General features: G+C 66.2%; 21 protein-coding genes, 1 tRNA gene and 1 riboswitch. Of the genes, 19 read left to right on the top strand and 3 right to left on the bottom strand.

Translation table 11 applies throughout. The features are described 5' to 3' along the window. Nucleotides 1-27 precede the first annotated feature (27 nt). From L7H23_RS05880 to L7H23_RS05810, 15 genes are all read left to right on the top strand, one after another. Nucleotides 28-1926: an SPOR domain-containing protein gene (locus L7H23_RS05880; RefSeq protein WP_237838421.1), complete on the top strand. Its 1899-nt coding sequence runs from the start codon at nucleotides 28-30 to the stop codon at nucleotides 1924-1926. Next, nucleotides 1923-3095: a deoxyguanosinetriphosphate triphosphohydrolase gene (locus tag L7H23_RS05875; RefSeq protein ID WP_237838420.1), complete on the top strand. Its 1173-nt coding sequence runs from the start codon at nucleotides 1923-1925 to the stop codon at nucleotides 3093-3095. The genes L7H23_RS05880 and L7H23_RS05875 overlap by 4 nt, the downstream gene beginning before the upstream one ends. Beyond that, nucleotides 3088-3732: an NAD(P)H-binding protein gene (locus tag L7H23_RS05870; RefSeq protein WP_237838419.1), complete on the top strand. Its 645-nt coding sequence runs from the start codon at nucleotides 3088-3090 to the stop codon at nucleotides 3730-3732. The genes L7H23_RS05875 and L7H23_RS05870 overlap by 8 nt, the downstream gene beginning before the upstream one ends. A 59-nt stretch (nucleotides 3733-3791) precedes the next feature. Beyond that, nucleotides 3792-3889, top strand: a riboswitch (glycine riboswitch). A gap of 174 nt (nucleotides 3890-4063) precedes the next feature. Continuing rightward, complete coding sequence (gcvT, locus tag L7H23_RS05865; RefSeq protein ID WP_237838418.1) at nucleotides 4064-5197, top strand: glycine cleavage system aminomethyltransferase GcvT; 1134 nt, start codon at nucleotides 4064-4066, stop codon at nucleotides 5195-5197. Nucleotides 5198-5200: 3 nt separating this feature from the next. Further along, nucleotides 5201-5572: a glycine cleavage system protein GcvH gene (gene gcvH / locus L7H23_RS05860; RefSeq protein ID WP_237838417.1), complete on the top strand. Its 372-nt coding sequence runs from the start codon at nucleotides 5201-5203 to the stop codon at nucleotides 5570-5572. A 39-nt stretch (nucleotides 5573-5611) separates the two neighbouring features. Then, entirely contained in the window at nucleotides 5612-6427 is an 816-nt protein-coding gene (locus tag L7H23_RS05855) for a glycosyltransferase (RefSeq protein WP_237838416.1), read from the top strand. 3 nt (nucleotides 6428-6430) lie between these two features. Continuing rightward, the gene (gcvPA, locus tag L7H23_RS05850) at nucleotides 6431-7789 is read left to right on the top strand and encodes an aminomethyl-transferring glycine dehydrogenase subunit GcvPA (RefSeq protein ID WP_237838415.1); all 1359 of its coding nucleotides are present in this window, start codon (nucleotides 6431-6433) and stop codon (nucleotides 7787-7789) included. Beyond that, nucleotides 7786-9378, top strand: coding sequence for an aminomethyl-transferring glycine dehydrogenase subunit GcvPB (gene gcvPB, locus L7H23_RS05845; RefSeq protein WP_237838414.1), 1593 nt, complete (start codon nucleotides 7786-7788; stop codon nucleotides 9376-9378). The genes gcvPA and gcvPB overlap by 4 nt, the downstream gene beginning before the upstream one ends. A gap of 45 nt (nucleotides 9379-9423) precedes the next feature. Beyond that, the gene (locus L7H23_RS05840; RefSeq protein ID WP_237838413.1) at nucleotides 9424-10341 is read left to right on the top strand and encodes a nuclear transport factor 2 family protein; all 918 of its coding nucleotides are present in this window, start codon (nucleotides 9424-9426) and stop codon (nucleotides 10339-10341) included. Between the two features lie 9 nt (nucleotides 10342-10350). Further along, the gene (locus tag L7H23_RS05835) at nucleotides 10351-10695 is read left to right on the top strand and encodes a hypothetical protein (protein WP_237838412.1); all 345 of its coding nucleotides are present in this window, start codon (nucleotides 10351-10353) and stop codon (nucleotides 10693-10695) included. Nucleotides 10696-10722: 27 nt separating this feature from the next. Further along, complete coding sequence (locus L7H23_RS05830) at nucleotides 10723-11169, top strand: ABA4-like family protein (RefSeq protein ID WP_237838411.1); 447 nt, start codon at nucleotides 10723-10725, stop codon at nucleotides 11167-11169. 7 nt (nucleotides 11170-11176) lie between these two features. Beyond that, a complete protein-coding gene (locus tag L7H23_RS05825; RefSeq protein WP_237838410.1) occupies nucleotides 11177-11683 on the top strand; it encodes a CcdC protein domain-containing protein in 507 nt (168 codons plus the stop codon). Continuing rightward, complete coding sequence (locus L7H23_RS05820) at nucleotides 11680-12315, top strand: DUF938 domain-containing protein (RefSeq protein ID WP_237838409.1); 636 nt, start codon at nucleotides 11680-11682, stop codon at nucleotides 12313-12315. The genes L7H23_RS05825 and L7H23_RS05820 overlap by 4 nt, the downstream gene beginning before the upstream one ends. Nucleotides 12316-12414: 99 nt before the next feature. Then, on the top strand, nucleotides 12415-13974 hold the full coding sequence (locus L7H23_RS05815; protein WP_237838408.1) for a fatty acid--CoA ligase: 1560 nt from the start codon (nucleotides 12415-12417) through the stop codon (nucleotides 13972-13974). A 21-nt stretch (nucleotides 13975-13995) separates the two neighbouring features. Next, nucleotides 13996-14316: a ribonuclease E inhibitor RraB gene (locus L7H23_RS05810; protein WP_237838407.1), complete on the top strand. Its 321-nt coding sequence runs from the start codon at nucleotides 13996-13998 to the stop codon at nucleotides 14314-14316. A gap of 25 nt (nucleotides 14317-14341) precedes the next feature. Here the strand turns inward: L7H23_RS05810 and L7H23_RS05805 are convergent, their stop codons facing one another. Further along, on the bottom strand, nucleotides 14342-14959 hold the full coding sequence (locus L7H23_RS05805; protein ID WP_237838406.1) for a glutathione S-transferase: 618 nt from the start codon (nucleotides 14957-14959) through the stop codon (nucleotides 14342-14344). Then, nucleotides 14956-15891: a DMT family transporter gene (locus tag L7H23_RS05800; RefSeq protein ID WP_237838405.1), complete on the bottom strand. Its 936-nt coding sequence runs from the start codon at nucleotides 15889-15891 to the stop codon at nucleotides 14956-14958. Before L7H23_RS05800 ends, L7H23_RS05805 begins: the two co-directional genes overlap by 4 nt. A 93-nt stretch (nucleotides 15892-15984) precedes the next feature. On the opposite strand from L7H23_RS05800, the gene L7H23_RS05795 reads away from it, so the two are divergent. Next, nucleotides 15985-16060 (top strand) — tRNA-Trp (locus L7H23_RS05795). A 51-nt stretch (nucleotides 16061-16111) separates the two neighbouring features. On the opposite strand, the gene L7H23_RS05790 is transcribed toward L7H23_RS05795, so the two are convergent. Continuing rightward, nucleotides 16112-16555 (bottom strand): VOC family protein, encoded by a 444-nt coding sequence (locus L7H23_RS05790; protein ID WP_237838404.1) that lies wholly within the window; start codon nucleotides 16553-16555, stop codon nucleotides 16112-16114. Nucleotides 16556-16954: 399 nt separating this feature from the next. Between L7H23_RS05790 and L7H23_RS05785 the strand changes: the two genes are divergently transcribed. Genes L7H23_RS05785 through kdpB form a run of 3 tightly spaced genes read left to right on the top strand, consistent with a single transcriptional unit; the run spans nucleotide 16955 to nucleotide 20806 of the window. After that, a complete protein-coding gene (locus L7H23_RS05785) occupies nucleotides 16955-17044 on the top strand; it encodes a potassium-transporting ATPase subunit F (protein WP_237838403.1) in 90 nt (29 codons plus the stop codon). A 12-nt stretch (nucleotides 17045-17056) separates the two neighbouring features. After that, nucleotides 17057-18760 (top strand): potassium-transporting ATPase subunit KdpA, encoded by a 1704-nt coding sequence (gene kdpA / locus L7H23_RS05780; RefSeq protein ID WP_237838402.1) that lies wholly within the window; start codon nucleotides 17057-17059, stop codon nucleotides 18758-18760. A gap of 12 nt (nucleotides 18761-18772) precedes the next feature. Next, a complete protein-coding gene (gene kdpB / locus L7H23_RS05775; RefSeq protein WP_237838401.1) occupies nucleotides 18773-20806 on the top strand; it encodes a potassium-transporting ATPase subunit KdpB in 2034 nt (677 codons plus the stop codon). The last annotated feature ends 10 nt before the right edge of the window (nucleotides 20807-20816 follow it).

The raw sequence follows: 20816 nt of genomic DNA, 5'->3' as shown, positions 1-20816 counted from the left end.
CGATCGAAATCAGAGCGGCAAACTCCGTTGACCGCCAGCTACGGACGCGCGCGGTGTTATGCCGCCGCGTTCGGTGCGCTGTTGCTGACGACCGGCCTCTGCGCGCCGGCGCATGCCTTTCAGTCCACTCCGCCCGATGCGGCGACCAAGGCCGCGATGGAGCGGCGCACCGCATCGCGGGCGCTGCTGTCCTCCGCGCTCGGCCGTCTTGCGACCAACGGCAACGACACGATGGCGTTGCTCGATGCCGGCCGGGCCTCGATCGACCTTGAGGATTATCGCGCCGCGATCGGCTTTCTGACGCGCGCCGAACAGGCCAGCCCGCGCGACGGTGCGATCAAGGCGGCGCTCGGTTCGGCAATGGTTCACATGGAGAACCCGACCCGGGCCCTCGACTATTTCGGCGAGGCGCAGTTGCTCGGTGCGCCGGAACGGCTCTTCCTTGCCGATCGCGGCCTCGCGCGCGATCTGCTGGGCCAGCAGGACGCCGCGCAGCGGGACTATCAGCTCGCCCTGTCGCTCGTCCCGAATGACGAGACGACGCGCCGCTATGCGTTGTCGCTCGGGATCAGCGGCGAACCCGACCGCGCGGTGCAACTGCTCACACCGCAGCTCCGGGCGCAGGATCGCGCCGCGTGGCGGCTGCGCGCGATGATCCTCGCGATGAACGGTCGCGATGCCGAAGCAACCGAAATCGTCAACGCGACGATGCCACCGGCGCTGGCGCAGAATATCCTGCCATATCTGACGCAAATGGACCGGTTGAACCCCGCACAGCAGGCAGCGGCGGCGCACTTCGGGCGTTTCCCGTCGGGAGAGCTGGGGCCGCGCAGGAAGCCCGTGCAAGTCGCTGCGGTTGCGCCCGCGCCGGCGCCTACCCCCGCACCGGCGGCGACCGGAAAGCGCGGCAAGCCTTCGGGCGCTGCATCGAAGCCGACGCCTGCACCCGCGCCGGCGGGTCGCCTTCCCGGTCCGGCCTATGCCGAGCGACGCGTTCCGGCTGTCACGCCTGCGCCAAAGCCCGCGCCCGCAGCCACGCAGCCCGCACTCGCGGCGAGCAGGCCGACGGCGGAGAATCCCTTTCCGTCGGCGGGTGGGCCGGCGCCCGTCGTCGTTCAGGCCGGGCCTACGGCTGCAAATCCGTTCCCGTCGGCCGGTGGGCCGTCCCCGACGGTCGTCCGGATGGATGGTCCGGCGACGCCTGCAGCTTCCGGGGCGGTCGCACCTGCTTCGGGGCCGGCGCCAACGCCGGCGGCGTCTGTTGCCACGCCTCCGTCGACCGGAGCCGGTCCGGTGCAATCGGCCGAACCTGTCGGTCCGGGCTTCTCGATCGCCGACATCGGCCGCGATTCTCCTGCAGCGCCTCCGCCTGCCGCTGCGCCGCCGACGGTTGCCGCCGCGACGCCGCAGCCGCAGGTCAACCCGGCCGCGCCGTTGGCGTCGCTCGCCGCCATTGCCGATTCGATCGAGATTCCGCCGGAAGAACTGGCGCCGACCGACAATGCGATCGGTGCCGATACCCTGGCGAAACTCCGCGACGACAAGAAGCGCGCCGATGCGGCGGAAGCGGCAAAGCGCGTGAAGGACGACGCCGCGGCGAAAGCGAAGGCCGAGGCAGACGCGAAAGCGAAGGCCGAAGCCGCCGAAAAGAAGGCCAATCCGGCTCGCATCTGGGTGCAGGTTGCAACCGGCGCGAACGCGAAGGCGCTCGCAACCGACTTCGGCAAGTTCGCGAAGAAGAGCCCGGCCGTATTCAAGGGCAAGTCCGGCGCGACCACCGAATGGGGCAAGACACGGCGTCTGCTGGTCGGGCCGTTCAAGGACCGCAAGGCGGCGCAGGACTGGCTTGGCGACTACAAGAAGGCGGGCGGGGACGGTTTCCTGTTCAACAGCGAAGCCGGCCAGGACGTCGACCCGGTCAAGTGAGCACCGCCGACTGCGCCAGCAAACCGGAAAACAGTCGCGGGCGTTTCCATGAAGAGCGCGGCCGCGTCGTGCGCGGACCGCGCGACGTCTTCCAGCGCGACCGCGACCGCATCATCCATTCGATTGCGTTCCGCCGCCTGCGCCACAAGACGCAGGTTTTCGTCGCGCCCGACGGCGATCATTATCGCGTTCGTCTGACCCACAGCATCGAGGTGGCGCAGATCGGCCGCGGGATCGCGCGCGCTCTGGGACTCAATGAGGATCTGACCGAGGCGCTCTGTCTTGCCCATGACATCGGCCATCCGCCGTTCGGCCATGCCGGCGAGGATGCGCTGAAGGCCGCCATGTTCGAGCATGGCGGCTTCGATCACAACGGGCATACGCTTCGTACGCTTGCGCGGCTTGAATGCCCTTATCCGCTGTTCGACGGGATCAACCTGACGTGGGAAACGCTGGAGGGGCTTGCCAAGCATAACGGCCCCGTCCGGCATCCGGGCTGGGCGCTGGCCGATATCGACACCGAATTTCCGCTGGACCTCCGCAGCCATGCGAGCCTCGAGGCGCAGATTGCGGCGGTCGCCGACGACATCGCCTATGACAATCACGACATCGACGATGGACTGCGCGCGGGTTTGCTGACCCTCGACCAGCTGATGGAGCAACCCTTCGTCGCGGCCAATTTCCGCGAGGTCGAGGCGCGTTTTCCGGCCGCGCCGCGCGACCGCCTGCTCCGCGAACTCGTACGCGACCAGATCGGCGTGATGGTCAACGACGTTATCGCCTCGACGCAGGCGAACGTCGCCGACGCCGGCGTGCGGAGTGCCGGCGAGGTGAGGGCCGCGGGCCGCACGCTCGGCGGCTTCTCCGCCGGCCTCGCGCGCAAGGAGCGCGACCTCAAGCGGTTCATGTACGCCAATCTCTACCACCACCCATCGCAGATCGCCGCGGCAGCGGGCGCCAGGGATGTTATCGCCCGGCTGTTCGAAGCCTATGCGAACGATCCGCGGCTGATGGGCGACGACTGGTCCTCGCGGTTGCCTGGCGAAGAATGCGCGACAGTGCGCCATATCGGCGACTATATTGCCGGGATGACCGACCGTTATGCCACCGATCGCTATGCCGAAATCTTCGGACGCGATGCGGTACCGGAGGCGCTTGCCCATGTCTGACACGCTGATCGTCGGGGCGACCGGGCTCGTCGGCCAGTCGGTCGTCGTGCATGCTGCGGAGCCTCTGACGATCCTTGCACGGCGTGAGATTGCCGATCTTCCGGCGCGTCACCGGCTGATCGTCGCCCCGCCCGAGCGCTGGCCGGATATTGTCGCGGCCGAAAAGCCGGCGACGGTGATCTCGTGCCTCGGGACGACGATCCGGCAGGCCGGTTCGCAGCCGGCCTTTCGTGCGGTCGATCACGATCTGGTGCTTGCGGTCGCCGAGGGGGCGAGGAAAGCTGGCAGCACCCATCTGATTTCGGTGAGTTCGGTCGGAGCAAATGCGAAGGCCGGTAATTTCTATCTTCGTACCAAGGGCGAGGCCGAGGATGGTCTGCGCAAGCTGGGTTTCGACCGGCTTGACTTGCTGCGTCCGGGGCTGCTGACGGGCGACCGGCAGGGGCCGCCGCGGTTGGGTGAAGGGCTTGCGATGATCGCCGCGCCGCTATCCGATGCGCTGCTTCACGGATCGCTACGGCGCTACCGTTCGATTCCTGCGGAAAAGGTCGCAAAAGCGATCGGCGCTCTGGTCGGCAATCCGGCGCCGGGCGCGCATATCCACGAAAACGACGCGATCCGCGCGCTCGCCGATTGACTCCGCAAAGGCGCAGCGCCAAGGCTCGGGCGTCTGTCGGACCTCCACAGGGAGATTCGACCGGACGCGCGGGAGAGCGCGGGGCAGGGCAACCTGATCCGCCACCGAAGGAGCAACCGCCCCGGAAACTCTCAGGTACCTGGACCGCGCGGCTGGAACGGACACTCTGGAAAGCGTTCCGGCCATTTGCCGGAACCACCGAAGGGGTAACCCCGGCGCCGATATTCGGCCGACGGGGGAAAACTCTCAGGTTCCCGTGACAGAGGGGGCATGGCGGAAACCGCGGCGCACGGCCGCGCGTTCGCCATGTCAACCGCGGGAGACTGACGACATGACCGAAACGGAATTTGCAGGCGAAGAGGCGGTCGAGACCGCGACCCTGCCGCTCGATGCCTGGCACCGCGCCAAGGGCGGCCGCATGGTCGAGTTCGCCGGATACTGGATGCCGATCCAGTATGAAGGCATCATGGCCGAGCATCTGTGGGTCCGCGAAAACGCCGGCCTGTTCGACGTCAGCCATATGGGCCAGTTGGCCATTTCCGGCGAGGGCGCTGCCGACGCACTCGAAACGCTCGTCCCCGGCGACATCTCGGCGCTCAAGCCGGGCCGCATGCGCTATTCGCTGCTGCTGGCCGAGGACGGTGGCATTCTCGACGATCTGATGATCACCAATGAAGGCGACCAGTTTGGAATCGTCGTCAATGGCGCGGTCAAGTGGGAGGACATCGGGCACCTGCGCGAGAATCTGCCCGACGATATCAACCTCAATCACAATGAGGATTATGGCCTGCTCGCGCTGCAGGGGCCCAAAGCGGTCGATGCCCTTGCGCGGCTGGTGCCCGAGGCGGCAGGGCTGGTCTTCATGCAGGCGGCGCGCGCGACCTGGAACGGCCATGCGATCGGCCTTAGTCGCTCGGGCTATACCGGCGAGGACGGTTTCGAGATTTCGCTGCCGAACGAGGCGCTCGAAGCTTTCGCCGACGCGCTCTGCGCGATGGAAGAGGTCAAGCCGATCGGTCTCGGCGCCCGCGATTCGCTCCGCCTCGAGGCCGGGCTGCCCCTTTATGGGCACGACCTCAACGACGAGGTCGATCCGGTCGAAGGCGACCTCGCTTTTGCGATCAGCAAGCGCCGCCGCGAGGAGCATGGCTTCCCCGGCGCCGCGCGCATCCTCGGTCACCTCGAGGACGGCCCGCCGCGCAAGCGCGTCGGCCTGCTTGTCGACGGCAAGCTGCCCGTGCGCGAGGGCGCGAAGCTGTTCGACGGCAACACCGAAATCGGCGTCGTGACCTCGGGCGGTTTTGCTCCCAGCGTCGGCGCGCCGATCGCGATGGGCTATGTTCCGCGCGATCATGCCGTACCCGGCAAGGCGATCGCTGCCGAGGTTCGTGGCAAACGGGTGCATTGCACCGTCGCCGCGATGCCCTTCGTTCCGCATAATTATGTCCGCAAACAGGGAGGCTGACCCATGCCGCGTTATTACACCGAAGAACATGAGTGGATCGACGTCGACGGCGATGTCGCGACGGTCGGCATCACCGACTTCGCGCAGGAGCAGCTTGGCGACATCGTCTTCGTCGAGGTTCCCGACACCGGCGCCGAACTGAGCCAGGGCGGGGACGCGGCCGTGGTCGAATCGGTGAAGGCCGCGAGCGATGTCTACGCCCCGGTCGACGGCGTCGTCACCGAGGGCAATGGCCAGCTCGAGGAAGATCCCGCGCTGGTGAACAGCGATCCCGAAGGCGAAGGCTGGTTCTTCCGCATGACGCTGACCGACAAGAGCCAGCTCGACGCGCTGATGAACGCGCAGGCTTACAAGGATTTCATCGCCGACCTGTGATCGCTGGTCCCTTCTGCGGGAGGGAGGAGGATGGTGCCGATGACCGACGCCGCGCTTGCCAATTGCCGCCTGATGGTGGCGACACCGATCTATGAAGGCGCGCAGGGGACCTATGTCCGCGCGGCGCTCGCGCTCGCGCTCCGCGCGCAGGCAATCGGCCTGTCGGTGCGTTTCGAATTCATCCTCTACCAGCCGTCGATCACGCGGGCGCGCAACGTCCTGACCGCAATGTTCCTCGCGAGCGATTGCACGCACATGCTGTTCGTCGATGCCGATATAGATTTCGCGCCGGACGACATTTTTTCGCTGATCCGGGCGATGGATGCGAATCCCGAAGTCGGGGTGCTCGGCAGCGCCTATCCGCGGCGGATGATCAGCTGGCACAATGTCGCGCGGGCGGTCGAGGCAGGGCTGGCCAAGGACAATCCCGCCGAACTCGCGCGCTATGCGGGCGAGTTCGCGCTGCACTTCCTGAACCCGAACCAGAATTTCAAGCTGACCGAGCTTGTCGAACTGTCGCGGCTCGGCACCGCGATGATGCTGATCCGCCGCGAGGTGCTTGAGGGACTGCGCAAGGCGTTGCCCGAGCTCGTTTTCCGGCCCGACCCGCTCGAGCGACAGACGCACGGCATCGGCGAGCTGGAAGCGGCCTTCTTTTGCCCGCTGATCGAACCCGAAAGTCAGGCTTTGCTGTCGGATGACTATGCCTTTTGTCGCCGCGTTCGGGATGCGGGCTTTCGCATCTGGCTCGCACCATGGGTCCGGACCACGCACGCGGGTCCGACGGTCTTCACCGGATCACTGGCCGATACCGCCCAGATTTTTACTGCCAAACCAGCTTCTTCTCCGGAGTAGTTCATGCGTTATCTTCCCCTGACCAGCGACGACCGGACGGCGATGCTCGCCGCCGTCGGCGCGTCGTCGATCGACGATCTGTTCGTCGACGTGCCCACCGAGGCGCGGTTCGACGGTACGATCCCCGGCCTGCCGAACCATGCGAGCGAGCTTGCGGTCGAGCGCCATATGGCGGCGCTGGCACGTCGCAACGTGGCGGCGGGCGACGGCCCCTTCTTCCTCGGCGCCGGCGCGTATCGCCATCATGTGCCTTCGAGCGTCGATCACCTGATCCAGCGCGGCGAGTTCCTGACCGCCTACACTCCCTATCAGCCCGAGATCGCGCAGGGCACGCTGCAGATGCTGTTCGAATTCCAGAGCCAGGTCGCCCGCCTGCTCGGCACCGACGTCGCCAATGCGTCGATGTACGACGGCTCGACGGCCTGCTGGGAAGCGATCGTCATGGCGCGGCGTGTCACCAAGCGGGGCAAGGCTTTGCTCTCGACGGGCCTCCATCCGCACTATCGCAGCGTCGCGCGGACGATGGCGAAATATACCGGCGATGTGCTCGTCGACGGTGACCCCAGCCTTGAGGCCGGGACCGACTGGGCGGCGCTGGCGCAGGCGATCGACAAGGAGACGAGCTGCGTCGTCGTCCAGTATCCCGACATTCTCGGCCGTATCGACGACATGACCGCGCTCGCGAACGCGTGCCAGTCGGCAGGCGCGCTGCTGATCGCCGTGGTCACCGAGCCCGTCGCGCTCGGCCTGATCAAGGCGCCGGGCGAGATGGGCGCCGACATCGTCGTCGGTGAAGGCCAGTCCATCGGCGTCGGTCTGCAGTTCGGCGGACCTTATGTGGGCCTCTTCGCGTGCAAGGCGAAACATGTTCGCCAGATGCCGGGGCGTCTGTGCGGCAAGACGGTCGATGCGAATGGCAAGCGCGGCTTCGTGCTGACGCTCTCGACGCGCGAGCAGCATATTCGCCGCGAGAAGGCGACGAGCAATATCTGCACCAATTCGGGGCTTTGCGCGCTGGCCTTCAGCATTCACATGACCCTGCTCGGCGAGGCGGGCCTGCGCCAGCTCGCTGCGATCAACCACAACCGCGCGAAGCTGGCTGCCGCCGAACTGGCCAAGGTTCCCGGGGTGTCGGTGATGAACGGCGGCTTCTTCAACGAATTCACGCTGCTGTTGCCGACGGCGGCGCGGCCGGTCGTTCATCAGCTTGCCGAAAAGGGCGTGCTTGGCGGTGTGTCGCTCGGGCGCCTCTATCCCGGCAATGACGGTCTCGCGAACGGTCTTGTCGTCGCGGTGACCGAAACGGTGACCGAAGAGGATATCGCCGCCTTTGCCGCGGCGCTGAAGGAGGTGCTGGCATGACCGCGCTCAACCGCGCCGGCTGGCGCCCCGAAATGACTGCCGGCGGCGCCGACGACAATGTCACCTTCACCGGCAACCGCGCGCTGATGCTCGAAGAGCCGTTGATCTTCGAGATCGGCTCGAGCGAGACGACCGGCGTCGATTTCGACGAGGCCGCGCCGGCAGCAGATATCGGTGCTCTTGCGCGCTCGGCCCCCATCGGTCTGCCCGGGCTCAGCGAGTCCGAGACGGTGCGCCATTACACCCGCCTGTCGCGCCAGAATTACGCGATCGACCTTGGCCTGTTCCCGCTTGGCAGCTGCACGATGAAGCACAACCCGCGCCTCAACGAAAAGGTCGCGCGGATGCCGGGCTTCGCCGACGCGCACCCGCTGCAGCCACAGGAGACGGTGCAGGGCGCCTATGCCGTCATCCACGAACTCGCCGAATGGCTGGTGACGCTCACCGGCATGCACAGCGTCGCGATGTCGCCCAAGGCGGGCGCGCATGGTGAGCTGTGCGGCATCCTCTGCATCAAGGCGGCGATCGAGGCGCGCGGCGAAGACCGTCGCGTGCTGCTCGTGCCCGAAAGCGCGCATGGCACCAACCCCGCGACCGCGGCCTTCGCGGGCTTCACGGTCGAGGATATTCCGGCAACCGCCGAAGGCCGCGTCGATCTGGCGGCGCTCAAGGCGCGTCTCGGCCCCGACGTTGCCGGCGTGATGGTCACCAACCCCAATACTTGCGGCCTGTTCGAACGCGACATGAAGGCGATCTCGGACGCGGTCCACGCCGCGGGCGGCTACGTCTATTGCGACGGCGCGAATTTCAACGCGATCGTCGGCCGCGTGCGCCCCGGCGACCTTGGCGTCGATGCGATGCACATCAATCTGCACAAGACCTTCTCGACCCCGCACGGCGGCGGCGGCCCCGGCTCGGGTCCGGTCGTGCTGTCCGAAGCGCTCGCGCCCTTCGCTCCCTTGCCCTTCGTGACGAAGCAGGCCGATGGCGGCTTCCGCCTGATCGAGGAGGAAAGCGCCGGCGAGGATCATCCCGAAACCTTTGGGCGGATGACCGCCTTCCACGGCCAGATGGGCATGTTCACCCGCGCGCTGACCTATATCCTCAGCCATGGCGCCGACGGGCTGAAGCAGGTTGCCGAGGATGCGGTGCTCAACGCCAACTATATCCTGCGCAATCTCGACGACGTGCTCGACGCGCCGTTCGGTTTCTCGGGGCCGTGCATGCACGAGGCACTGTTCAGCGACAAAGGGCTCGCCGAGGGCTTCTCGACGCTCGACGTCGCGAAGGGGCTGATCGATGAGGGCTATCACCCGATGACGGTCTATTTCCCGCTCGTCGTCCACGGCGCGATGTTGGTCGAACCGACCGAGACCGAGTCGAAGGCGGTGCTAGACCAGTTCATCGGAGCGCTTCGCAGCATTGCGCTGCGCGCGAAGAACGGCGACCCGGCACTGAAGTCGGCGCCGCACTTCGCACCGCGCGCGCGGCTCGACGAGACGAAGGCCGCGCGTAACCCGGTGCTGGCGTGGAGCGAACCCGCGGTCGCGCCGGGCGTGCCGGTCGCGAGCGAAGTCGGGGGCGGCTGACGGGACTTTTCCCTTCAGGGCCACCGGCCGGAAGGAGAAATGTCCATGTCGCCTCTTCTGTTCTGGTCGATCCTTGTCACGGCGGTTCCGGCTGCCGCGCAAGCGGGCGAGCCCGTTGCCGCTGTCGCAACCAGCCCGGAAGCGCAGCTTGCCGAGCTGGTGGCAGTCGACAAGGCTTTCGCCGAAAAGGCGCGCGACTTGCCGTTCCCCGATGCGGTCGCCGCAATGCTGGCGCCCGATGCCGTGCTGCCGGCACGCGGAGCCAAGCCTTTCCTGCGTTCGCGCGACGAGATTCTCGCCTATCTGAAGGCAAATCCGACGGCGGCCGAGGCGCGCGCCGAATGGATACCGGTACGTGGCGGCATTTCGGCCGATGGCAGGCAGGGTTTCACTGCGGGCTATCTCACGATCACCCAGCCCGATGGGACAAAGCAACCCGGAAAATATATGACCTATTGGGGCCGCACGGCGGAAGGCTGGCGCGCGCTCGCCTACAAGCGCGCGCCGCGGCCCGAGGGGGCGGTGGAAAGCCTGTTCCGCCCTCTGGGACTGCCTGACGCCGCGGCATGGCGCGGCGCGGCGCAGCAAGACGCCTTGGAAACATTGCTTGCCGCCGAGCGCGCCTTTGCGGCGAAGGCGCAGGTCGTCGGCGTCGGTCCGGCCTTTGCCGAATATGGCCGCGTCGACGCGATCAATATGGGCGCGGGCGCAGGCTATACCGAAAGCGCTGCCGCGATCGCCGCCGGCTTCGACCCCGAACCCGTGCCCGGCCTGTCGATCGACTGGGGTCCGGACTTCGGTATCGTCTCGGCCGCCGGCGATCTTGGCGTCAGCTTCGGCCGGATCACGCCGAAGCAGCGCCCGCCCGGGCTTGCGCCTGACGCGCCGATCCCGTCATCACCCTTTTTCACGATCTGGCATCGTGATACGCCGACCGGTCCGTGGCGCTATATCGCCGAGTAGGGGTATCAGATGACGGGGTCCGATCCGGCTGGCAACGAGACCCGGAACAGTGTCGGAGGATGCCTTGCAGGCGGCGCGCTGTTCGCGGTCGTTTTCGTCGCGGTATGGCTTGCAGCCATCACCCTGTACGGGCTCGTCGTCGAGCAGTGGGAGATGGTCAGGGTCCGCCGCGAGTTCAGCTATGACTGGGCGTTCCTTTACGGGCCGCTGCTCGCATTCGGCTTCGGCCTTGCCGCCGCTTTCCTCGCAACCCGGCGGCTGCCTGCAGCGCGCCTTACGTTGCTGATCGTCGCAGTCGGCCTGATCGCCCTGTTCGGCGGCATCGTGGTCTTCGGACTCGGCGGGCTGATCTAGAAGCAAAAAAGGGGGGAGGGAGACATCATGGGTTGGAACAGCGTCTATCTGGCGGCGAATTACTGGGCTTTCGCGGGCTGGGCGCTGCTCGCCTTCGCACCCCGCAGCCCGCGGATATTGTCGGCGATCATGTATGCGGGCGTGTTCCTGCTCTGCCTTCTCTATCTGGTGCTGATCGCCGGCTTCCTTTCGGGCGGGATCGATCCGGGCGGCGCGAGCGGCGGCGACTTCTCCTCGATCACAGGCGTGATGAAGCTGTTCGACACGCCGGGCGGGGCGACGCTCGGGTGGGTGCATTACCTCGCCTTCGACCTGTTCACCGGCATGTGGATCGCGCGTGACGCCGACGCGAAGGGCTTCAGCCGGATCGTGCAATTTCCTTTTCTGTTCCTGACGCTTATGGTCGGGCCGGTCGGCCTGTTCCTGTGGCTGATCGTGCGCGAACGGCGCGCTCGGGCGCAAGCGAAGGGATGACGAAACCATGACCGCGGTCGCACAATATGCCATTCCGGGGACGATCATCGCGGTGGTGCTTTTCTTCCGCCTGCGCTCGGTGGGCAAGGCGCGGCGCCTGCGGCTCGAGCGGTTGTGGATCCTCCCCGCGTTTTACGCGGCGATCGTCGGCTTCGTGTTCTGGAGCGCGCCTCCGCATGGCCTGACCTGGCTGTGGTGCCTCGTCGCACTCGCTGTCGGGGCCGGTCTCGGCTGGTGGCGCGGCAAGCTGATGCATGTCGCGGTCGACCCCGAAACGCACGAACTCAGCCAGACGGTTTCGCCCGCAGCGCTGATCTTCATCGTCGCGCTCATCGCGATCCGCAGCGGCTCGCGCGCGATGGCGGTGCAGATGGCGGGGCCGGGGCATGCGGGGCTGATGGCCGCGACCGACATATTGATGGCGTTCGCGCTTGGGTTCATCGCTTTCCAGCGGATCGAAATCTTTCTCCGCGCGCGCCGGATGCTCGCCGAAGCGCGCGCGAAGCGGCTGTGACCGGACCCTGGACGCCCGGCGAGGGCGGTGCCGATGCGAAGCGCCACGCACCTGCGACGCTGCGCAACCGCGACGCTATCGCGGAGGTGCTGGCCGACTGGCTGCCGCCATCCGGCACGGTGCTGGAGATCGCAAGCGGATCGGGCGAGCATGCCGTCCATTTCGCCGCAGCCTTTCCGCGGCTCATATGGCAACCGAGCGACCCCGATCGCGATGCGCTGATTTCGATCGCCGCGTGGAGCGGGGAGGCCGGGCTTGCCAACATCGCGCCGCCGCTCGCGCTCGATGCATCGGCCGCCGACTGGCCGCCGGTCGCGGCGGATGCCGTTCTTTGCGTCAATATGGTCCATATCAGCCCATGGGCCGCGACGACGGGGCTGTTCGCAGGAGCCGTCCGCCTGTTGCCGGCCGGAGCACCGCTGATCCTCTATGGCCCCTATGTCGAGGCCGACGTCGCGACCGCCGAAAGCAACATCGCGTTCGACGCCAGCCTGCGCGCCCGCAACCCCGAATGGGGTTTGCGCGATACGCGGGACGTCGTCGCCGCAGCGGCAGAGGCCGGCTTTGCCTTTACCGAACGCCGCGCCATGCCCGCGAACAATCTGATGCTGCTCTTCCGCAAAGCAGGCTGACAGTCGTGGCAGGTCGGCCAATCGCGTCTTTACCTGACCGAGCCAGTTGCTAGCCTTGCCGGAACGCGCGGAAAGGCGCGATTCGAGGAGAGCGATGCAATGGCCGCGGATGTTTCGGACCTGTTTACGTTCGACGAGTTCATTACCCATTGGGCGGAGGATCGGCCCGGACGTCTTGCGATGCGCGAGGAGGATCGCGTCTTCACCTATGGCGAGCTCGAGGAGCGCACCGCGCGGGTCGCCTCGGCGCTGCTTGCCGCAGGCCTGCAAAAGGGCGACCGCATCGCGTGGATCGGCAAGAACAGCGACCTGTATTTCACGCTCTTCTTCGGCGCGGCGCGTGCGGGCATCGTGATGGCGCCGATCGGCTGGCGTCTCTCGCCGACCGAGTGGGCCTATGTCGTCAACGACACAAAGGCGAAGATCGTCTTCACCGGCCCCGGTTTCGAGGCCGTGCCCGGGCAGCTCGCGGGCAAACTGCAGCATGATCCGCAGATCATCGGTGCCGACGAGGCGCGGGCGCTGATCGAGCGCACCGCACGCGCGCCGTTCGAACCCGCCGACGGCGATGACGCGGTGCTTCAGCTCTATACCTCGGGCACCACGGGCAATCCGAAGGGCGCGGTGCTGTCGAACCGCAACCTCTTCGCGCTGCGCAAGCATTCGGCCGACAGCGACCTTGCCTATACCAAATGGGACGATGACGAGGCGGTGCTGGTTGCGATGCCATGTGCGCATATCGGCGGCACCGGTCTTGGCGTCATGGCGCTCGTCTCGGGGCTGCCCGGCGTGATCCTGTCCGAATTCAACCCCGACGGCGTGTTCGACGCGGTCGAGCAGCATGGCGTGACGCGCTTCTTCATCGTTCCGGCGGCGCTGCAGATGCTGCTGATGCATCCGCGCTGCGCGAGCGTCGATTACAGCCGGCTCAAATATATCCTCTATGGCGCCGCGCCGATCCCGCTCGAACTGCTGCGCCAGAGCATCAGGATGTTCGGCGCCGACTTCATCCAGGCCTATGGCATGACCGAGACGACGGGCACGATCTGCATGCTGCCGCCGGAGGATCATGATCCCGAGGGTAATGCGCGAATGCGCTCGGCCGGCAAGGCGCTGCCCGGTGTCGAGATCCTGATCCTCGGTCCCGACGGCAGGAGCGTGCCGACGGGCGAAGTCGGCGAGGTCGTCACCCGCTCGTCGAACAATATGATCGGGTACTGGAACCTGCCCGATGCGACCGCAAAGACGATGACCGGGGATGGCTGGATCCACACCGGCGATGCGGGCTATCTCGACGAGGACGGCTATCTCTTCATCCACGACCGGATGAAGGACATGATCATCTCGGGCGGCGAGAATGTCTATCCGGCCGAGGTTGAAAGCGCGATCTTCGGCCATCCCGCGGTGCAGGAGGTCGCGGTGATCGGCATCCCCGACCAGAAATGGGGCGAGACGGTGAAGGCTGTCGTCGTGCCCAAGCCCGGGATGAGTGTCGAGGAAGCCGACATCATCGCGTGGGCCCGCGAACGCATCGCCGCCTTCAAGGCCCCGCGCAGCGTCGACGTGATCGAGGCGCTGCCGCGCAATGCCTCGGGCAAGATCCTGCGCAAGGATCTGCGCGCCCCCTATTGGGAGGGCTATGAGCGGATGGTGAATTGAGCGGGGGCAGTCAGGTTGGATATGTCGCTTCTCGATGAAAATACTTCGATTCTGCAGAGGTTAGCCGAGCGCGGAGACGATATGCATCGAGCGCGTCCGGTAGATTTTGCTCATATTTTCACTGACAGATCCTCTGCCGAAAGATTTGCGGATCGTGCGCGGCAGGCTGGTTTTCGGGTCAATGTGGTCGCAACCGAGGATGGCGAAGCGCCTTGGGACGTAATCGTCACCAAGGAAATGGTCCCTTCTCCGGAGGAAATCACCTCTACCGAAGCATCGCTGGATGCCCTCGCCCGGAACGAGGGTGGTCAAGCCGACGGATGGGGCTTCTTTCAGGTTTGACCTTGGTCAGGGCTTAGGGCGGCGGCTAAATCTTCTGCCGCTCGCGCGCCCGCTTGAACCCGTCGCGCGCCATGCACCGCTCCAGCCACGCCTTGGTTGCAACGCCCAGCACATCGCTCGCGCCCAGCGTCGTCGCGAGAAAGGCGGCATAGCCGATCACGATGTCCGCTGTGGTGAAGCGCCCCGCGACCAGCCATTCGCGCCCATCCGCCAGCGCCGCCTCGATGCTCTTCGCGCGGCCGCCGAAGAAGGCCTTGTAGTCCTCGACGGCTTGCGCCAGCCGCCGCTCCTCGGGCTCGACACGTGTGTAACGGATCATGATCGCGAGCGGGAATGTCAGCGTCGCGTCGCTGCGGTGCAGCCAGTTCCGCCAGTCCCAATAATCGGCCTCTTCGCGGCGTACCTCGAGCGGCGTGCCCTCCGCGATCCGCTCGCAAATCGCGGCGGACTCGGTCATCAGCCGGCCGTCCTCGACCCAGCCCGGGATCGTCATCAGGGGGTTCACCGCGCGATAGTCGGGCTCGAACGCGCGCGGCGGGAATCTGAGCAGGCGCAGGTCGACGTCGATCCCGGTCTCCTCGACCGCCCACAGGCAGCGGAGTGAGCGGGCGTCGGCGCAGTGGTACAATATGGGCAACGTCACGCGGCAACCTCCTTCGGTCGGTCGATATGGCGGCGATGCTCGCGCCAGGCGATGAACAGGCCGCTCGCGATGATCAGCGGCGCGCCGATCCAGGTCGTGTCGGCGGGCAAGGTGCCGAAGAACCACCAGCCGCACGCGATCGACCAGAGCAGCGCCGAATAATCCATCGGGATGACGACCGCGACTGGCGCTAGTCGCAGGGCGCCTGTGAGCGACATCTGCACCACCGCCCCCGAAAAGCCGAGGCCGATCAGCAGCAGCCACTCGTGCGCGCTGTGCGGTGTATAGACGAAGGGCAGGGCGATCCCGAGCGGGATCATCGAGAGCAGGCTGAACCAGAAGACGATCGTCGCCGCGGGCTCGGTGCGGCCGAGGTCACGCACCGCGATCGTGATCAACGCTGTCATCACAGCGCCGGCGAGTGCGATCAGCGTGCCCATGCCATGCTCGCCGCCGAAGCCGGCGGCAAAGCTGGCGCCGGGGTTGAGCACGACGAGGACGCCGACAAAGCCGACGATCACCGCGCTCCAGCGCTGCCACCCGGTCCGCTCGCCGAGCAGGATTGCCGCGAAAATAACCGCGAAGATCGGTACCGACAGGTTGATCGTCGTCGCCTCTGCCATCGGCAGGAAGATCATCCCGCCGAAATTGCACGCCATGCCGGTGAGGCCCATCGCCGCGCGCCGCGCGTGCGCGCCGATGCGCTGCGTTTTCAGCGACGCGAAGCCGCCGGTCGTCGCGCGAATCCAGACAAGCAGGATGGGGACGACGAGGGCCTGCCGCCAGAACAGGCTCTCGGCCAGATGGATGCCCGCCTGGTCGATATATTTGACGAGCACGAACATGAACGACAGGCTTGCCATCGCAAGCAGGCGCAGCGCGATGCCGCCCAGATAGTGCTGCGGCGGGCCGGAAGGGGAAGCAGCGGTCATGCCGGCTTCGCGCATAACAGGCGGGTTGCAATAGACAACCCGTCATACCCCTTGCTCCAGCCCGGCAATCGGGCTAGGGGCGCACTCCGGCCTAGGGGTATAGCTCAGTTGGTAGAGCATCGGTCTCCAAAACCGAGGGTCGCGGGTTCAAGTCCTGCTGCCCCTGCCAGGCCCTTCCACGACTCCCGATTTCACAGGCGGACGACCGGTTGCCGCCAGCTCAGGCCGACGGATTCGTAGCTGCTTCGCCGACTGCCCACACATAGCCGTCCGGGTCGCGAACCATTGCCTCGCGCCATCCATGCCCGCGAACGGACACCTCCCTGAACAGGCTATTCGTTGCGCGTGCCCGTTCCGCGAGTTCGTCGGGATTCATGCCGAACAGGCGGAGTTCGGCGCCCAGACCTCGCGCTTCGCCAGTTTGCAGGCGGTCCGCCCACGGGCTGTTTTCGTAGGTGTGGTCGGCATGCAGCATCAACTCGGTCCCCAAAATGCGAAGCGCCGCAAAGTCGGGATCGGAATAGTGAACCTGGGCATGAAGCACCTCCCGGTAAAAGCTCAGGGAGGCGGTAATGTCCCTAACAACGAGGTTCGCCGTGAACCGGGGGAGCCGCACGCCATAATCCGGCGCGGGAATCCAAGGATCGCCAATTCGCTTTTTCATGGGCCTCGTCCCGCCGGGCGCCGTCAGCCGCCGGAAAAAGACAAACCCGCGGCGCGCTCCCCGGCATCGTAACCTTGTCGGCGTGGTTCGCAAGAAGCGGACCGTCCGGTATCGGTTGATGGCCGATTGACGCCGGAGCCTGCGATCGGTGGGCCCGCGATGACCAAATCCGGAAAATCATATGGAAATACTATGCGAGGCGGGTTTTCGCGCTCTCGAATTCAAACGCGACCCTCTCCTATCTGACGCTCCGCAGACGACTCGCGCCGCATCCCGCGGCCGGCGCCTTGCCGGAGCAAATCCATGCAGGACCTCTTCTGGATCGGCATCGTCCTGATCCTTCTTGCCGCGAGCCTCGGCTACGCGCGCCTGTGCGACGACGCATAAGGATCGATCGTCATGGCACTCGACCTCTGGCTCGCGGGCATCACCGCGCTTGGCCTTCTTTCCTATCTCGTCGCCGTGCTTGCGCGGCCCGAACGCTTCTGAAGGAGGCGCCCCGTGACGTTTCAGGGATGGCTTCTCATCGCCGCCTTCGTCGGCATCCTGCTGTTGCTCACCAAGCCGATGGGGCAGTGGCTCTTCGCGCTCTACGAAGGTCGCCGTACCCCGCTGCACCATGTGTTGGGACCGGTCGAGACGGGCTTCTACCGCCTGTCGGGGATCGACCCGACCGAAGAGCAGGGATGGCGCCGCTATGCGGTCCACATGCTGATCTTCAACGCGGTGCTGCTGCTCTTCACCTATGCGGTGCTACGCCTGCAGGGTGTGCTGCCGTTCAATCCGCTCGGCTATGACGGAACCAGCGCCGATCTCGCGTTCAACACCGCGGTGAGCTTTGCCACCAATACCAACTGGCAAAGCTATGGCGGCGAATCGACGATGTCGAACCTCAGCCAGATGCTCGGCCTGACGATCCACAATTTCCTGTCGGCGGCGACGGGCATCGCGCTCGCCTTCGCACTGTTCCGCGGCTTTGCGCGGCGCGAGATGAAGACGATCGGCAATTTCTGGGCCGACATGACGCGCGTGACGCTCTATCTGCTGCTGCCGCTCTGCATCGTCTATGCGATCTTCCTGATCGCGAACGGCGTGCCGCAGACGCTCGCCGGCTCGGTTGACGTATCGACGCTCGAAGGCATGAAGCAGACGCTCGCGCTGGGGCCGGTCGCGAGCCAAGAAGCGATCAAGATGCTCGGCACCAACGGTGGCGGCTTCTTCAACGCCAACTCGGCGCATCCGTTCGAAAACCCGAACGCGGTGACGAACCTTGTCCAGATGCTCTCGATCTTCGCGATCGGCTTCGGGCTGACCTGGACTTTCGGCAAGGCCGTCGGCAACCCGCGTCAGGGATGGGCGATCCTCGCCGCGATGGTGACGATCTTCCTCGCCGGGGTCGCGATCACTTACTGGCAGGAAGCCGCGGGCAACCCGATCCTCCATCAGCTCGGCGCCGCCGGCGGCAATATGGAGGGCAAGGAGGTCCGCTTCGGCATCGCCGCCTCATCGCTTTTCTCGGTGGTCACCACGGCGGCTTCGTGCGGCGCGGTCAACGCGATGCATGACAGCTTCACGGCATTGGGCGGCCTGATCCCGCTGTTCAACATGCAACTCGGCGAGGTCGTCGTCGGCGGTGTCGGCGCGGGCATATACGGCTTCCTGCTTTTTGCGATACTCGCGATTTTCGTCGCGGGGCTGATGGTCGGACGCACGCCCGAATATGTCGGCAAGAAGATCGAGGCGCGCGAGGTCAAGCTTGCGGTGCTCGCGATCGCGGTGCTGCCGCTGATGATTCTCGGCCTGACCGCCATCGCGTCGGTGACCGAAGCGGGTCTTGCCGGCCCGCTAAACAAGGGTCCGCACGGCTTCTCCGAAATCCTCTACGCCTTCACCAGCGCCGTCGCCAACAACGGCTCGGCCTTTGCGGGCCTCACCGCGAACACGCCTTTCTACAACGGGCTGCTCGGCGTCGCGATGTGGATCGGCCGCTTCTTCATCATCGTTCCGATGCTGGCGATCGCGGGCAGTCTGGCAGCGAAGAAATATACGCCGGCAACCGCGGGCAGCTTCCCGACCACCGGGCTGCTGTGGACGGGCCTTTTGATCGGCATCGTGCTGATCGTCGGCGGCCTGACCTTCCTGCCCGGCCTCGCGCTCGGTCCGATCGCCGATCATCTCGCGATGATCAACGGCCAGCTTTTCTAAGGATTATCGAAAATGACTCGGTCTGAAACCAAGTCCCTCTTCACGGCTGACCTGATCGTCCCGGCGATCGGCGACGCCTTCCGCAAGCTCAACCCCAAGGAGCTGATCCGCAATCCGGTTATGTTCACCACCGCGGTCGTCGCGGCGCTGCTGACGGTGCTGCTCGTCGTCGGCCACGACGGTCTCGCGACCGGCTTCAAGCTGCAGCTCGTGATCTGGCTCTGGCTGACGGTGCTTTTCGGCACTTTCGCCGAGGCGCTCGCCGAAGGGCGCGGCAAGGCGCAGGCCGCCTCGCTCCGTGCGACCAAAGCCGATCTCACCGCCAAGCGGCTGAAGGACGGCAAGGCGTGGGAGGACGTGCCCGCGAGCGCGCTCAAGGTCGGCGATGTCGTGCTCGTCGAAACGGGCGACCTGATCCCCTCCGACGGCGAAGTCGTCGCGGGCGTCGCGTCGGTCAACGAGGCCGCGATCACCGGCGAAAGCGCGCCGGTGATCCGCGAGGCGGGCGGCGACCGCAGCGCAGTGACTGCGGGTACGCGCGTCATCTCGGACGAGATCCGCGTCCGCGTTACCGTCAATCCGGGGCAGGGCTTTCTCGACCGTATGATTGCGCTCGTCGAAGGCGCCGAGCGGCAAAAGACGCCGAACGAGATCGCACTCACGCTGTTGCTCGTCGGGCTGACGATTATCTTCCTGATCGCGGTCGGCACCATCCCGGGCTTTGCCTCCTACGCGGGCGGCAGCATCCCCGTCGCGATCCTCGCGGCGCTGCTGATCACGCTGATCCCGACGACGATCGCGGCGCTGCTCTCGGCGATCGGCATCGCGGGCATGGACCGCCTCGTGCGCTTCAACGTGCTCGCCAAGTCGGGCCGCGCGGTCGAGGCCGCGGGCGACGTCGACGTGCTGTTGCTCGACAAGACTGGCACGATCACCGTCGGCGACCGTCAGGCGACCGAATTCCGGCCAGTCGGCGGCCAGTCGATGGCGGTATTGTCGGAAGCCGCCCTGCTTGCCAGCCTTGCCGACGAGACGCCCGAAGGCCGCTCGATCGTGGCGCTGGCACGCGAGAAGTTCGGCCAGACGATGACCGACCTGCCCGCGGGGTCCGAGGTCATTCCCTTCACCGCACAGACGCGCATCTCGGGTATCAAGCTCGGCGACAGCGTGATCCAGAAGGGCGCGGTCGACTCGGTGCTGCGGGCCAATCCCGGCGCAGGGGCGACGGCGGCGGCGACCGAACTCCGCCGCATCACCGATGAGATCGCACGCGCCGGCGGTACCCCGCTGGCGGTCGCGAAGGACGGTCAGCTGCTCGGCGCGATCTTCCTCAAGGATATCGTCAAGGCGGGGATCCGCGAACGCTTCGGCGAACTGCGAGCGATGGGCATCCGCACGGTGATGATCACCGGCGACAATCCGCTCACCGCGGCGGCGATCGCCGCCGAGGCCGGGGTCGATGATTTCCTCGCGCAGGCGACGCCCGAGGACAAGCTGGAGCTGATCCGCAAGGAACAGCAGGGCGGGCGCCTCGTCGCAATGTGCGGTGACGGCACCAACGACGCGCCGGCGCTCGCGCAGGCCGACGTCGGCGTCGCGATGAACACCGGCACGCAGGCGGCGCGCGAGGCGGGCAATATGGTCGATCTCGACAGCGACCCGACCAAGCTGATCGAGGTCGTCGGGCTCGGCAAGCAGTTGCTGATGACGCGCGGGGCGCTCACGACCTTCTCGGTCGCCAACGACGTCGCCAAATATTTCGCGATCATCCCGGCGATGTTCATCGTGCTTTATCCGGGGCTCGGCGTGCTCAACGTCATGGGGCTGACCAGTCCCGAGAGCGCGATCCTGTCGGCAATCATCTTCAACGCGCTGATCATCCCGCTGCTCGTGCCGCTCGCTCTGAAGGGCGTCACATATAAGCCGATGGGGGCGGGACCGCTGCTCGCGCGCAACCTTGCCATCTATGGCCTCGGCGGTCTCGTCGCGCCGTTCATCGGCATCAAGCTCATCGACCTGGCCGTCGGCGGCCTTGGTCTGGTCTGAGGACAAACAT

Origin of the sequence: Sphingopyxis sp. BSN-002 (assembly GCF_022024275.1) — a bacterium.
Taxonomy (GTDB): Bacteria; Pseudomonadota; Alphaproteobacteria; order Sphingomonadales; family Sphingomonadaceae; genus Sphingopyxis.
This window is presented reverse-complemented; position numbering and strand designations above follow the sequence as displayed.